We start from the raw sequence: 13,043 nt of genomic DNA on the forward strand, positions 1-13,043 counted from the left end.
CGCATCAACCGCCCGTGCGGTTCAGGCGGCCGGAACGATATGGTCCTCGCCGCTCGCCCCGAAGAGCTGCGACTTGAGCTTGGCCAGTTGATCGCGCACCTGCGCCGCCTTTTCGAATTCGAGGTTCTTGGCGTGGTCCAGCATCTGTTTTTCCAGGCGCTTGATTTCCTTGGACGCTTGCTTCTCGCTCATGTCTTCGTACTTGGCGGCCTCTTGCGCGGCCTTGAGCTCGGCACGTGCATCGTCGACGTTGTACACGCCGTCGATGATGTCCTTGATGCGCTTGACCACCCCGCGCGGCGTAATGCCGTGCGCCTCGTTATGCGCGATCTGCTTGGCGCGGCGGCGTTCGGTTTCGTCGATCGCCTTGCGCATGGAATCGGTGATGCGATCCGCATAGAGGATGGCGGTGCCGTTCACGTTCCGCGCCGCCCGCCCAATGGTCTGGATCAGTGAGCGCTCGGCGCGCAGGAAGCCCTCCTTGTCGGCATCCAGAATCGCCACAAGCGACACCTCGGGAATGTCCAAGCCCTCGCGCAGCAGGTTGATGCCGACCAGCACGTCGAACGTGCCCAGGCGCAGGTCGCGGATGATCTCCACGCGTTCCACCGTGTCGATGTCCGAGTGCAGGTAGCGGACCTTGACGCCGTTCTCCGACAGGAACTCGGTCAACTGCTCGGCCATGCGCTTGGTGAGCGTGGTCACCAGCACGCGCTCGCCGGCTTCCACACGCAGGTGGATCTCGGAGAGCAGATCGTCGACCTGCGTCGTGGCCGGGCGCACTTCAATGGTCGGATCGACCAGGCCCGTGGGGCGCACGACTTGCTCGACCACCTCGGTACCGGCGGTCCTCTTTTCGTAATCCCCCGGCGTGGCGGACACGAACGTCACCTGCCGCATCTTGGTCTCGAATTCGGCGAACTTGAGCGGCCGGTTGTCCAGTGCGGAAGGCAGGCGGAAGCCGTATTCGGCCAGCGTTTCCTTGCGCGCCCGGTCACCGTTGTACATGCCGTTGAGCTGGCCGATCAGCACGTGCGATTCGTCCAGGAACATCAGCGCATCGGGCGGCAGGTAATCGACCAGCGTCGGCGGCGCCTCGCCCGGTGCCGCGCCAGACAGGTGCCGCGAGTAGTTCTCAATGCCCTTGCAAAAGCCGAGCTCCTGCAGCATCTCCAGATCGAAGCGCGTGCGCTGTTCCAGCCGCTGCGCTTCCACCAGCTTGTTTTCCTTGTAGAAGAAATCGAGCCGCTCGCGCAGTTCCACCTTGATGGTCTCGATGGCCTTCAACACGGTCTCGCGCGGCGTCACATAGTGGCTCGACGGGTAGACGGTGAATCGTGGAATCTTCTGCCGCACGCGCCCGGTGAGCGGGTCGAACAGCTGCAGCGATTCGACTTCATCGTCGAACAGCTCCAGGCGCACGGCCATCTCGGCATGCTCGGCAGGGAAGATGTCGACCGTGTCGCCGCGCACGCGGAAGGTACCGCGCTGGAAATCCGTCTCGTTGCGCGTGTACTGCATGGCGATCAGGCGCGCGATCACGTCGCGCTGGCTGACCTTGTCGCCCGCGCGCAGCGTCAGGATCATCTGGTGGTATTCGCTTGGGTTGCCGATACCGTAGATGGCCGACACGGTGGCGACGATCACCACGTCGCGGCGCTCCAGCAGGCTCTTCGTCGCCGACAGCCGCATCTGCTCGATGTGCTCGTTGATCGACGAATCCTTCTCGATGAAGAGATCGCGCTGCGGCACATAGGCCTCAGGCTGGTAGTAGTCGTAGTACGAAACGAAGTACTCGACCGCGTTGCGCGGGAAGAAGTCGCGGAACTCCGAATACAGCTGCGCCGCCAGCGTCTTGTTGGGCGCAAACACGATAGCCGGGCGCCCCACCTGCGCGATCACATTGGCCATGGTGAAGGTCTTGCCCGAGCCCGTCACGCCCAGCAGGGTCTGGTACGAGAGCCCATCGCCAATGTTCTCGACGAGCTGGCGAATGGCCTCGGGCTGGTCGCCGGCCGGCGGATACGGCTGGTACAACTGGAACGGCGAGCCCTCGAAGGTCACGAATTTCGACTCGTCGTGCGAGTTGTCGTGCTGAAGGGGGACTTGGCTCAGATCGGTCATGGCGGCGGGGGTGGATGGCAGCGCAGGAAGTCGACAAAGTGACTCGCACGTCCCCAGAAAATGAGGGCGGCGGCGGCAATTGCAACCAACCGTCTAGTGTAGCGCGGCGCCCCAGCAATCGTTTAAGCGCCCTGCACGGCGCATCTGTAGCGGCTGCCCAAACGCTTTAGACCCCTGTTCTGCAAGGATTTTTCGGGCGATTAGAGCCTGTATTCGGTACAATTCAGTCTTGTGCCCGCTTCATGCATTCGGCGTCGGCAGCCCTGCCGACCGCTTGCGGCGCACCGCCTGCAGCACTCCACCGAATTCCGAACCAACCGATCGAGACACATCTCATGTCGCTTTTCTCCGCCGTCGAACTGGCCCCGCGCGACCCCATCCTGGGCCTGAATGAAGCTTTCAACGCCGATACCCGCAGCACCAAAGTGAACCTGGGCGTGGGCGTGTACTTCACCGACGAAGGGAAAATCCCGGTGCTGCGCGCCGTGCAGGAAGCTGAAAAGGCCCGCCTGGCGACTGTCGCTCCGCGCGGCTACCTGCCGATCGAAGGCATTGCCGCCTACGACCAGGCCGTGCAGAAGCTGCTGTTCGGTGCGGATTCCCACCTGATCGCCGAAGGCCGTGTGGTCACGGCGCAAGCCCTGGGCGGCACCGGCGCACTGAAGATCGGCGCCGACTTCCTCAAGCGCCTGTACCCGAACGCCAAGGTTGCCATCTCCGACCCGAGCTGGGAAAACCACCGCGCGCTGTTCGAGTCGGCTGGCTTTGAAGTCGTCAACTACGCGTACTACGATGCCCCATCGCACGGCCTGAACTTCGCTGGCCTGCTGGATTCGCTGAACAGCTACGCAGCGAACACCATCATCGTGCTGCACGCTTGCTGCCACAACCCGACCGGCGTCGACATGACCGCCGACCAGTGGAAGCAAGTCGTGGAAGTCATCAAGGCCAAGAACCTGATCCCGTTCCTTGACATGGCCTACCAAGGCTTTGCCGACGGCATCCAGCAAGACGGTCTGGCCGTGCAACTGTTTGCAGAATCGGGCCTGCCGTTCTTCGTGTCGAGCTCGTTCTCGAAGTCGTTCTCGCTGTATGGCGAGCGCGTCGGCGCCCTGTCGATCGTGACGACCAGCAAGGACGAAGCCACCCGCGTGCTGTCGCAGGTCAAGCGCGTGATCCGCACGAACTACTCCAACCCGCCGACGCACGGCGGCACGGTGGTCGCCACGGTGCTGAACAGCCCCGAACTGCGCGCCATGTGGGAGCAGGAACTGGGCGAAATGCGCGACCGTATCAAATCGATGCGCAACGCGCTGGTCGACAAGCTGGCTGCCAAGGGCGTGAAGACCGACTTCTCGTTCGTGAAGGCCCAGCGCGGCATGTTCTCGTACTCGGGCCTGACCTCGGCCCAGGTGGACCGCCTGCGCAACGAGCACGGCATCTACGCGGTGTCGACCGGCCGCATCTGCGTGGCTGCGCTGAACACCCACAACATCGACGCCGTGGTGAACGCTATCGCTGATGTTCTGTAAGGTGCAGTAGGCGTCACGCCTTAGGTGCAATTGCAAAAAGAAAAGCGGCTTCGGCCGCTTTTTTGCTGCATATCGCTAGACTGACATGGGCGCATCATACAAGCCGCGCAACACTCTGTTATCAGGGTTTCTGCTGCATCGCAGTAATATGCGCCTAGGTGCATAATCGTTTGCGTCGCCCTCGCCACCACAGATCGGTCCAGCCATGCTTTACCAGCTCCACGAATTCCAACGCGCCCTGCTCAGCCCGATGACGGCCTGGGCTCAAGCCACCGCCAAGACTTTCACCAACCCGCTCAGCCCGCTGTCCATGGTGCCCGGTGCCCAGCGCTATGCCGCTGGCTACGAGCTGCTTTATCGCCTGGGCAAGGAATACGAGAAGCCGGAATTCGGCATCCGCTCGGTCAAGTCCAACGGGCGCGACATCCCGATCGTCGAACAGACGATCATCGAGAAGCCGTTCTGCCGCCTGATCCGCTTCAAGCGCTACGCGGACGACGCCGAGACCATCAAGCTGCTCAAGGATGAGCCGGTGGTGCTGGTGTGTGCGCCGCTGTCGGGCCACCACTCCACACTGCTGCGCGATACCGTGCGCACGCTGCTGCAGGATCACAAGGTGTACGTGACGGACTGGATCGACGCCCGCATGGTGCCGGCCGAGCACGGTGCGTTCCACCTGTCGGACTACATCAACTACATCCGCGAGTTCATCAACCACATTGGTGCTGACAAGCTGCACGTGATTTCGGTGTGCCAGCCGACCGTGCCGGTGCTGGCCGCCATCTCGCTGATGGCCTCGGACGGCGAAAAGACGCCGCGCACCATGACCATGATGGGCGGCCCGATCGACGCGCGTAAGAGCCCGACGGCCGTCAACTCGCTGGCGACCAACAAATCGCACAGCTGGTTCGAGACCAACGTGATCTACACCGTGCCGGCCAACTACCCCGGCCATGGCCGCAAGGTCTATCCGGGCTTCCTGCAGCATGCCGGCTTCGTGGCCATGAATCCGGATCGCCACCTGTCGTCGCACTACGATTACTACCTGAACCTGATCGAAGGCGACACGGAAGACGCCGAAGCCCACGTGCGCTTCTACGACGAGTACAACGCCGTGCTCGACATGGCCGCCGATTACTATCTAGAAACCATCCGTGACGTGTTCCAGGAGTTCCACCTGGCTAACGGCACCTGGGTGATCGAAGGCAAGCCGGTGCGCCCGCAGGACATCAAGGGCACTGCACTGTTCACCATCGAAGGCGAGTTGGACGATATCTCCGGCAGCGGCCAGACCGAGGCGGCCCATGGCCTGTGCACCGGCATTCCGAAGGCACGCAAGCAACATTTGACGGCACCGAAGTGCGGCCACTACGGCATTTTCTCGGGCCGCCGCTGGCGCGAGCAGGTGTATCCGCAACTGCGCGATTTCATCCGCCAGTACGATCAGGGCGCACCGCGCATCAAGGCCGTCGCCTAAGCCTGGCCTGCCAGAAAAAAGCCTCGCAGTTGCGAGGCTTTTTCGTTTTGAACCGGCACATTGCTCAGCCCTCAGGCCGCTCCAGATAAGCCAGCAGCATCTTGATGTGCAACTGCGCGAAGGCTTCGTGCTCGTCAGCCGAGGCAATGTCTCGGCCGATCACCGCGCTGATCGTGTAGCGGTTGGACAGCACGTAGTAGCCCAGCGCAGAGATCGTGAGATACAGCCGCGAGACATCCACATCCTTGTTGAAGATGCCGCTGCGCTGACCACGTTCGACCACGCCACGCAGCACATCAATGACCGGGTTGACCAGCTCCCCCAGATGCGGTGACGTCTTCAGGTGCCGTGCCTCGTGCAGGTTCTCGCTGTTGAGCAGGCGGATGAACTCGGGGTTCTCGTAGTAGAAATCCCAGACGAAACGCGCCAGCTGGATGACCGCCTCACGCGGGTCGGACGACTCGATCTGCACCTGCTCTTCGGCCTGCTTGAAGCGGAAGTACATGTGCTCGAGCACGGTCAGGAAGAGTTTTTCCTTGCTGCCGTAGTAGTAGTACAGCATGCGCTCGTTGGTCTCGGCGCGGCGGGCGATGGCGTCCACACGGGCGCCGGCAAAGCCACCGCGTGAGAACTCTTCAAGGGCCGCAGCAAGGATGCGACGACGCGTACCGGCGGGGTCGCGACGTGCACGGGGTGTGGCGGGATCGCCCGAGGAATCGACCGGATCAATGTCGGCGAGCGGCGCGGCTGGGTAAGACGGCATGGCACGTCGGTCCGTTTAGAACCCAAGGATTATGTCATACGGTTAAGACATGGCCGCCGCGGTCAATGTCAGGGCATGCACGCCTTGCGCGGCCGCCAAATCAGCGATAATGGCAGGCTATTCAAACGATAAGTCCCATCGTGGTTTCCTTGGTCCCCGTATTGGCCATGTCCTTGGCCGACCGGCTCGAACACCTCCTGCCGCAAACGCAATGCACCAAGTGCGGCTACAACGGTTGCCGCCCGTACGCTGAAGCCATGGCGAACGGCGAGGCGCTGCCCAACCGTTGCCCGCCGGGCGGTGCAGAGGGCATCCGCCGCTTGTCCGACGCGCTCGGCCGCACGGGCGATCTGCTGCCGCTGGACCCAGCCAACGGCATCGAGCAGCCACGCGCAGTCGCCGTCATCGACCCGGAACGCTGTATCGGCTGCACGTTGTGCATTCAGGCATGCCCGGTCGATGCGATCGTCGGCGCACCCAAGGCCATGCATACGGTGCTGGAAGACTGGTGCACTGGCTGTGACTTGTGCATTCCGCCCTGCCCGGTCGATTGCATCGACATGATCCCCATCACCGGTGAACGCACGGGCTGGGGCGCCTGGAGCCAGGCACAGGCCGACGTCGCCCGCGATCGCTACGAATTCCGCAACGCGCGCCTCAAGCGAGAGCAAACCGAGAACGAAGCACGCCTGGCCGCCAAGGCCGCCGCCAAGCTAGCCGCCGTCAGCGCAGAACAACCCGCCGATGATGCCGAGCGTGCCGCCCAGGCGCGCAAGAAGGCGATCATCCAGGCCGCCATCGAGCGCGCCCGCCAAAAGCAGGCCGAGATGGCTGCGCGCGGACAAGGTCCGCGCAACGTCACCGATGTGTCGGCAGACGTGCAAGCCCAGATTGACGAAGCCGAAGCCCGCCGCAAGCGCATCGCCGACCAGATCGAGCACGGCGCCAACCCCGACGCAGACCAACCTTAAACGCCCTGCCCCGACGATGAATCCCGCCAAGCGCCACGCCATCTTCGAGACCCTGCGCGAGAACAACCCCACACCGACGACCGAGCTGGAATACACCTCGCCGTTTGAGCTGCTGATTGCTGTCCTGCTCTCTGCGCAGGCCACTGACGTGGGCGTGAACAAGGCCACGCGCAAGCTGTTTCCAGTGGCGGATACGCCGGCCAAGATGCTGGCGCTGGGCGAGGAAGGACTGACCGAATACATCAAGACCATCGGGCTGTACCGCACCAAGGGCAAGCACATCCTCCAGACGTGCCGCATCCTGCTCGACCAGTACGGCGGCCAGGTGCCGCGTGATCGCGCCGCCCTGGAAAGCCTGCCGGGCGTGGGCCGCAAGACCGCCAATGTGGTGATGAACACGGCCTTCGGCGAGCCGACGATTGCGGTGGACACGCACATCTTCCGCGTAGCCAACCGCACCGGGCTGGCGCCGGGCAAGAACGTGCTGGAAGTGGAACTGAAGCTGCTGAAAGTGGTGCCGGAGGAGTTTCGCCAGGATGCCCACCACTGGCTGATCCTGCATGGGCGCTACGTGTGCAAGGCGCGCAAGCCCGAGTGCTGGCACTGCGCGATCGAGCCACTGTGCGAGTTCAGGCCGAAGACGCCGGCGCCGAAGGAATAAAAAACGGGGACCGCAGTTTCGAATGCGAGTCCCCGTTTCTCTTTGCGCGATCGGCTGTCGATCAGATGATCTTGCAGGCCTCTTCAAACGACAGGCGCGGGTTGCGCGGGTGCAGCTTCTCCACGTCGCCGTAGCCGATGTTCATGATGAAGTTGACCTTCCACTGGCCATCGGGGAAGAAGGTCTCGTTGACCTTGTTGGCATCAAAGCCAGCCATCGGGCCGCAATCCAGACCCAGCGCGCGCGCGGCGATCACCAGGTAGCCGCCCTGCAGCGAGCTGTTCATCAACGCGGCTGCGTTGATCTTGGCCTGATCACCCACGTACCACGAACGCGCATCGATATGCGGGAACAGCTTGGGCAGTTGCTCGTGGAATTGCGTGTCGTACGCGACGATCACGGCCACGGGTGCCTGGCGGGTCTTTTCCTGGTTGCCGGCCGACATGCACGGAAGCAAGCGCTCCTTGGCAGCCGCGCTCTTCACGAACACGAAGCGGGCCGGCGTGCTGTTGGCGGCGGTCGGGCCGTACTTGACGGTCTCGTACAGCGTGTTCAGCAGTTCATCGTCGACCGGCTTGTCCAGCCACACGTTGTGGGTGCGGGCTTCGTGGAACAGTTGGTCCAGCACGGACGGTTCAAGCATGGGCATTGCAGTGTGCTCCTGAAAAGAGTCAAGGAGCGCATTGTAATGCGGCCCGCCACGTTGCGCCGGCCGGGTCTCAGCGCAGGAATGCATCAACCCCTTGACGGTCAACACGCACCAGCATGCAGAAACGACATGCCTGCATTGTATTTAATCACTTTTCTTGCGACGCGCCATTCAAAGCGCATGTCATTTTTACCAGTAGATTGCACACTCCATAAAACAGGCCTTTACAACGGTTTCCTTACGAACTACTTTTTCGTTCGTCATTGAATCACCAGCAGGCTGAGCGAACCGGATTCGCACTTTGATTTAACCAAAGTGCGCGGATGCATTCGCGCTAACGTTTTCGCATTGCCATCACTGGCTTTGCGCAAACACCCTGCCACCTTGACTCCGGCGCTGCTCCTATTTTTTGAAACCCAACCGGTTTTCAAGGGGATTATTTTGCCGAATAAAAATAGATTGAATTAAATTCCCCGTAAGAAGCGGGAAATCAGAATATCCGGTTTGCGCGGGATAGAGATTACAAAACGCAAATCAGATATGGAGCCAACTTAAAACCATCCGTTTTAAGTGATGGCGTTCGTCATCCTGAAAAAGGCCTTTATCGCCATGAAAAAATCCAGGTTATCGACCAGTGATTTTGCAGGTTTGCCCAAAGCCGTGGGCGCATCGCTTGCCGCGGCAGCGCTCGCTGCCTCGCTGCTGGCGGGTTGCGGCGGCGGAGACTCCTCTGCCACCGCCAACCCCAGCGGCACCGCTGTGGATGCCGGCAAGACGGTCACGCAACCGGTGACAGCAGCCACGCCACCTGATCAGCCCTACGTTGACCCCAACGTCTACGGCACCGGCCCCAATGACGCCCTCGCCGCCGACCCAGGCGAAAACGCCGCCATCACACACCACACGGTGAGCATTGGTGGCAAGAGCATCGCCTACACGGCCACCGCCGGCCACCTGACGACCATCGACCCCGTCACGTCGAAGGCCAATGCGTCGATGTTCTACGTGGCGTACACGCAGGACAATCCGGACCCGTCCAAGCCGCGCCCAGTGACGTTCTTCTATAACGGCGGCCCCGGCTCGTCGTCGGTCTTCCTGCTGCTGGGCTCGTTCGGGCCGAAGCGCCTGCAGTCGTCGTTCCCGAATTTCACGCCGCCGGCGCCGTACAAGCTGCCCGACAACCCGGACAGCCTGCTCGACCGCTCCGACCTCGTGTTCATCAACCCGGTGGGCACCGGCTATTCGGCCGCCATCTCCCCTGCCGTTAACAAGAACTTCTGGGGTGTGGATCAGGACGCCCACTCGATCGACCGATTCATCCAGCGCTACCTGACCAAGTACTCCCGCTGGAACTCACCCAAGTTCCTGTTCGGCGAGTCGTATGGCACGGCGCGCAGTGCGGTGGTGTCGTGGGTGCTGCATGAAGACGGCATCGAGCTGAACGGCATCACGCTGCAATCGTCCATTCTCGACTACTCGAACGCGCTCTCGGCCGTCGGTATCTTCCCGACGCTGGCTGCGGACGCGTGGTACTGGAAGAAGACGACGGTAAACCCGCCGCCCGCCGATCTCGACAGCTACATGGTCCAGGCACGCAACTATGCGGACAACACGCTCACGCCGCTCGCGCAAGCGCCCAACCCGCAAGACGGTGGCCTCGTCAACGTGCGTCTGAACTTGAACCTGCAGGCCGCGCAGACGATGGGTTCGTACATCGGCACCGATCCAATCTCGCTGATCCAGACGTTCGGCAACCCGGCTGCGCTGGGCAACGTGCCGTCGCAGAACAACAACCCGCCGTACACGTTCTTCCTGACGCTCAATCCGGGCATCCAGATCGGTCAGTACGACGGCCGCGCGAACTACACGGGCCAGGGCATCGCACCGTTCATTCTGCCGAATTCGGGCAGCAACGATCCGTCGATCTCCAACATCGGCGGCGCCTATACGGTGCTGTGGAACAGTTACCTGAACACCCAGCTCAAGTACACGTCGACCTCGTCGTTCGTGGACCTGAACGACGCCGTGTTCAACAACTGGGACTTCAGCCACATCGACCCGACAGGCGCCAACAAGGGCGGCGGCAACACGCTGTACACCGCCGGCGACCTGGCCTCGACGATGAGCCTGAACCCGGATCTGAAGGTGCTGCAAGCCAGCGGCTACTTCGATGCGGTCACGCCGTTCCACCAGACCGAGTTGACGCTGGCGCAGATGCCGCTTGATCCGACCATCAAGGCCAAGAACCTGACGATCAAGAACTACCCGTCGGGCCACATGATCTATCTGAACGATGCGTCGCGCACGGCGCTCAAGGGTGACCTGGCCTCGTTCTACGATGGCGTGTTGGCGAATCGTCCGGCGCTGATGCGGGTGCAGGGCCTGCAACGCTTGCCGGAAGGCGTGAAGAAGTAATCGCCTGAAGGTACAAAGAAAAACCGCCCGGCCCTGGGTCATACCAGGCCGGGCGGCTTTCATTTTGAGCAGCCGATCAAACCTTAGGCCATGTCTTCCGCACGGTGACCCGTCGGCTTCGCATCAGCACGCGTGAGCCATAGCACGCCGGCCAGGATCAGCGCCCCGCCGACCATCTGCATGGGGGCAATCGACTCACCCAGCAGCATTGCCGCCAGCAGCACTGTCACCACCGGCTCCAGCGTGGAGAGCATCGACGCCTGCGCCGCACCCAGCTTCTGCAGGCCGGCAAAGAACGCGAGAATGGCCACCACCGTCGACAGCCCGGCAATCGCCAGTGCGGCCGCCCAGCCACCCACCGTACCCGGCAAGTGCGCCGGGGCACCGGCTAACGCCATACCCGTGTAGACGACACCCGCGGCCGTACAGATGACCGTGGTGCACGCCAGCGGGTCCACCCCATGCGTCACGCGCGCGCCCACGGTGATGTAGATCGAGTAAATCGCCGCAGACGCCACACCCAGCGCAATGCCAAGCACGCTGCCACCCGACAGCCCCGCGCCGCCCACCGTCAGCCCCGCCCCCACCGAGCACAGCACCAGTGCCACAATCGCCGCCGTGGTCAGCCGCTCACGCAGGAACACGGCTGCCAGCACCGTCACGAACATCGGATACAGATACAGCAGCAGCGCCACCAGGCTGGCCGGCGCGTAGTTCAATGCCGAGAAAAACGTAAACGACTGCCCCGCATAGCCGATCCCCCCCATTGCAGCTAGGCCGAGCACACGCGACCACTGCGGAATCCCGATACGCCGCACGCGCATCACCACCATCAGTGCCACGGCTGCGATGACGAAACGCACCATCAGCAAGCCCACCACGTTGGCGCCGCTCGCGTAGGCGTAGTGGGTGAAGATGGCCATTGCCCCGAACGACGCGGCGGAAATGGCGATCAGCAGCACGCCGAGCAGCTTGTCGGCCGCGCGTGCGGCGAGGGTGGAATCAGTACTTTGTCTCATGGCGCGCGGCGTTGGGTTGCCGTCTGCGGGCGGGTCGCCATTGTAGCGTTGGCGTCGCTTGGAGGGTCCGGCACACGCTAGGGCAGGCCGGTACAATGGTGGAATCATGTTCAATCCCTCCCGCGACGAAGTCCGCCAGTTCTTTTGCGGCGCCTGGCGCAAGCATCGCCAGGCCGAAATCCTCACGCCGCTCGAAGCCATGGCGGTCGACTGGATGCAACTGCATCCCGAGTACCACGACACCCTGGATGCCGGCGAAGACGCCCTCGCCCGTGACTACACGCCCGAAAGCGGCCAGAGCAACCCGTTCCTGCACCTGTCGATGCATCTGTCGATCAGCGAACAGGTGTCGGTGGACCAGCCGCGCGGCATCCGCGCCGCATACGAGGCGCTGGCCCAGCGGCTCGACTCGCCGCACGAAGCCCAACATCAGGTGATGGAATGCCTTGGCCAGATGCTCTGGACCGCGCAGCGCACCGGCCTGCCGCCCGACGGCGAGGTGTATATTGAATGCGTGCGCAAGCGCGCCACCGCCCGCTAAACGCCCGAGTCAATCACCCAATAAAAAACCGCTCCGAGGAGCGGTTTTTCTTTGCCTGCCGGAGCCGGCTTACTTCTTGAGCACCAGCGAGCCGGGCAGCGATTCGATGTAGGCGGCAATGTCCTTCAACTCCGCCTCGGTAAACGGACGCGGCTTGCCATCGGCACCGATGGTGGCCGGGTTGCTGTTGACCTGGCCCGCCATGATGGCGTTGCTGCGGCCCATCAGCGGATTATTGCTGGTCTGATAGGCCAGCAGTGCGTGATAGATGTAGTCGCCGTGCTGGCCAGCCAGCTTCGGGTAGTCCGGCGAAATCGGGGCGTTCAGGCCAGCACCGTGGCAGGCCGCGCACGTGCCCTTCTCCACCAGTTGCTTGCCCTTTTCCAGATCGGCGGCCTGTACCGACACGGCAGCACCCAGGATCAACGCGCCCAAACCAAGCGAGATCTTCTTCATGTTCTTCCTCGTCACTTCCGGGGGTTGTTGGGCGTGGTGGCCGTCTGCTGCGCGTAGTACGCAGCCAGGTTGGCGATGTCCTGGTCCGTCAGCGAACCGGCAATGGCGCGCATGGTCGGGTGCTTGCGGTCACCCTTCTGGTACGCGTGTAGCGCGCTTTCGATGTACTTGGCGTTCTGGCCGCCCAGGTAGGGCACGCGGTACACCTCGGGGAACGACGTCTTGTAGTCGGGGATGGCATGGCAGCCGATGCACATTGCGACCTTGCTCTGGGCGGCGGCGGCATCGCCCTGGATGTCCGCTGCGGAGGCTGACGCGGCCAGCGCGCCTAATGTGCCAAACACGGCCGCCATGGTGAGGATCTTTTTCATCTCGTTCTTAAGCGTGGAGTTCAGAATCCTGCTCGCCCTGCCTGGCTTGACCGTCAGCCGGCTG

At 62.6% G+C, this 13,043-nt stretch carries 12 protein-coding genes; 6 read left to right on the plus strand and 6 right to left on the minus strand.

Translation table 11 applies throughout. From position 1 onward, the window contains the following. Nucleotides 1–21: 21 nt before the first annotated feature. Nucleotides 22–2,124: an excinuclease ABC subunit UvrB gene (gene uvrB / locus F7R11_RS13210; protein ID WP_064804076.1), complete on the minus strand. Its 2,103-nt coding sequence runs from the start codon at nucleotides 2,122–2,124 to the stop codon at nucleotides 22–24. 335 nt (nucleotides 2,125–2,459) lie between these two features. Here uvrB and F7R11_RS13215 point away from each other — a divergent pair, with 335 nt between their 5' ends. Then, complete coding sequence (locus tag F7R11_RS13215; protein WP_048931754.1) at nucleotides 2,460–3,656, plus strand: amino acid aminotransferase; 1,197 nt, start codon at nucleotides 2,460–2,462, stop codon at nucleotides 3,654–3,656. 205 nt (nucleotides 3,657–3,861) lie between these two features. After that, nucleotides 3,862–5,133 carry a polyhydroxyalkanoate depolymerase gene (locus tag F7R11_RS13220; protein WP_021195415.1) on the plus strand — a complete coding sequence of 424 codons (1,272 nt, stop codon included), beginning with the start codon at nucleotides 3,862–3,864 and terminating at the stop codon, nucleotides 5,131–5,133. Between the two features lie 64 nt (nucleotides 5,134–5,197). Here the strand turns inward: F7R11_RS13220 and F7R11_RS13225 are convergent, their stop codons facing one another. Then, nucleotides 5,198–5,896 (minus strand): TetR/AcrR family transcriptional regulator, encoded by a 699-nt coding sequence (locus F7R11_RS13225; RefSeq protein WP_064804077.1) that lies wholly within the window; start codon nucleotides 5,894–5,896, stop codon nucleotides 5,198–5,200. A gap of 167 nt (nucleotides 5,897–6,063) precedes the next feature. Between F7R11_RS13225 and rsxB the strand changes: the two genes are divergently transcribed. Together rsxB and nth are read left to right on the plus strand one after the other, a co-directional pair. Beyond that, nucleotides 6,064–6,867, plus strand: a complete 804-nt coding sequence (gene rsxB / locus F7R11_RS13230; protein ID WP_104656620.1) for an electron transport complex subunit RsxB — start codon at nucleotides 6,064–6,066, stop codon at nucleotides 6,865–6,867. A 16-nt stretch (nucleotides 6,868–6,883) separates the two neighbouring features. Further along, nucleotides 6,884–7,528, plus strand: coding sequence for an endonuclease III (gene nth, locus F7R11_RS13235; RefSeq protein ID WP_064804082.1), 645 nt, complete (start codon nucleotides 6,884–6,886; stop codon nucleotides 7,526–7,528). Nucleotides 7,529–7,589: 61 nt separating this feature from the next. On the opposite strand, the gene F7R11_RS13240 is transcribed toward nth, so the two are convergent. After that, nucleotides 7,590–8,177: a malonic semialdehyde reductase gene (locus tag F7R11_RS13240; protein ID WP_021195419.1), complete on the minus strand. Its 588-nt coding sequence runs from the start codon at nucleotides 8,175–8,177 to the stop codon at nucleotides 7,590–7,592. Nucleotides 8,178–8,786: 609 nt separating this feature from the next. On the opposite strand from F7R11_RS13240, the gene F7R11_RS13245 reads away from it, so the two are divergent. Next, entirely contained in the window at nucleotides 8,787–10,592 is a 1,806-nt protein-coding gene (locus tag F7R11_RS13245; RefSeq protein WP_418324521.1) for a S10 family peptidase, read from the plus strand. A gap of 83 nt (nucleotides 10,593–10,675) precedes the next feature. Here F7R11_RS13245 and F7R11_RS13250 read toward each other — a convergent pair whose 3' ends face one another. Continuing rightward, entirely contained in the window at nucleotides 10,676–11,611 is a 936-nt protein-coding gene (locus tag F7R11_RS13250) for a DMT family transporter (RefSeq protein WP_064804086.1), read from the minus strand. Between the two features lie 106 nt (nucleotides 11,612–11,717). Between F7R11_RS13250 and F7R11_RS13255 the strand changes: the two genes are divergently transcribed. Continuing rightward, nucleotides 11,718–12,152, plus strand: a complete 435-nt coding sequence (locus F7R11_RS13255; RefSeq protein WP_064804089.1) for a DUF1841 family protein — start codon at nucleotides 11,718–11,720, stop codon at nucleotides 12,150–12,152. Between the two features lie 69 nt (nucleotides 12,153–12,221). On the opposite strand, the gene F7R11_RS13260 is transcribed toward F7R11_RS13255, so the two are convergent. After that, the gene (locus F7R11_RS13260; RefSeq protein WP_021195423.1) at nucleotides 12,222–12,608 is read right to left on the minus strand and encodes a c-type cytochrome; all 387 of its coding nucleotides are present in this window, start codon (nucleotides 12,606–12,608) and stop codon (nucleotides 12,222–12,224) included. Between the two features lie 11 nt (nucleotides 12,609–12,619). Beyond that, nucleotides 12,620–12,979 carry a c-type cytochrome gene (locus tag F7R11_RS13265; RefSeq protein ID WP_064804091.1) on the minus strand — a complete coding sequence of 120 codons (360 nt, stop codon included), beginning with the start codon at nucleotides 12,977–12,979 and terminating at the stop codon, nucleotides 12,620–12,622. Nucleotides 12,980–13,043: the final 64 nt, after the last annotated feature.

The organism is Ralstonia insidiosa, from assembly GCF_008801405.1.
In the GTDB taxonomy this organism is placed as follows: domain Bacteria; phylum Pseudomonadota; class Gammaproteobacteria; order Burkholderiales; family Burkholderiaceae; genus Ralstonia; species Ralstonia insidiosa.

Bases quoted from the DNA above. Each gene is read 5' to 3' on its own strand.
- uvrB (WP_064804076.1), bottom strand. From the start codon at position 2,124: ATGACCGATCTGAGCCAAGTCCCCCTTCAGCACGACAACTCGCACGAC.
- F7R11_RS13215 (WP_048931754.1), top strand. From the start codon at position 2,460: ATGTCGCTTTTCTCCGCCGTCGAACTGGCCCCGCGCGACCCCATCCTG.
- F7R11_RS13220 (WP_021195415.1), top strand. From the start codon at position 3,862: ATGCTTTACCAGCTCCACGAATTCCAACGCGCCCTGCTCAGCCCGATG.
- F7R11_RS13225 (WP_064804077.1), bottom strand. From the start codon at position 5,896: ATGCCGTCTTACCCAGCCGCGCCGCTCGCCGACATTGATCCGGTCGAT.
- rsxB (WP_104656620.1), top strand. From the start codon at position 6,064: ATGTCCTTGGCCGACCGGCTCGAACACCTCCTGCCGCAAACGCAATGC.
- nth (WP_064804082.1), top strand. From the start codon at position 6,884: ATGAATCCCGCCAAGCGCCACGCCATCTTCGAGACCCTGCGCGAGAAC.
- F7R11_RS13240 (WP_021195419.1), bottom strand. From the start codon at position 8,177: ATGCCCATGCTTGAACCGTCCGTGCTGGACCAACTGTTCCACGAAGCC.
- F7R11_RS13245 (WP_418324521.1), top strand. From the start codon at position 8,787: ATGAAAAAATCCAGGTTATCGACCAGTGATTTTGCAGGTTTGCCCAAA.
- F7R11_RS13250 (WP_064804086.1), bottom strand. From the start codon at position 11,611: ATGAGACAAAGTACTGATTCCACCCTCGCCGCACGCGCGGCCGACAAG.
- F7R11_RS13255 (WP_064804089.1), top strand. From the start codon at position 11,718: ATGTTCAATCCCTCCCGCGACGAAGTCCGCCAGTTCTTTTGCGGCGCC.
- F7R11_RS13260 (WP_021195423.1), bottom strand. From the start codon at position 12,608: ATGAAGAAGATCTCGCTTGGTTTGGGCGCGTTGATCCTGGGTGCTGCC.
- F7R11_RS13265 (WP_064804091.1), bottom strand. From the start codon at position 12,979: ATGAAAAAGATCCTCACCATGGCGGCCGTGTTTGGCACATTAGGCGCG.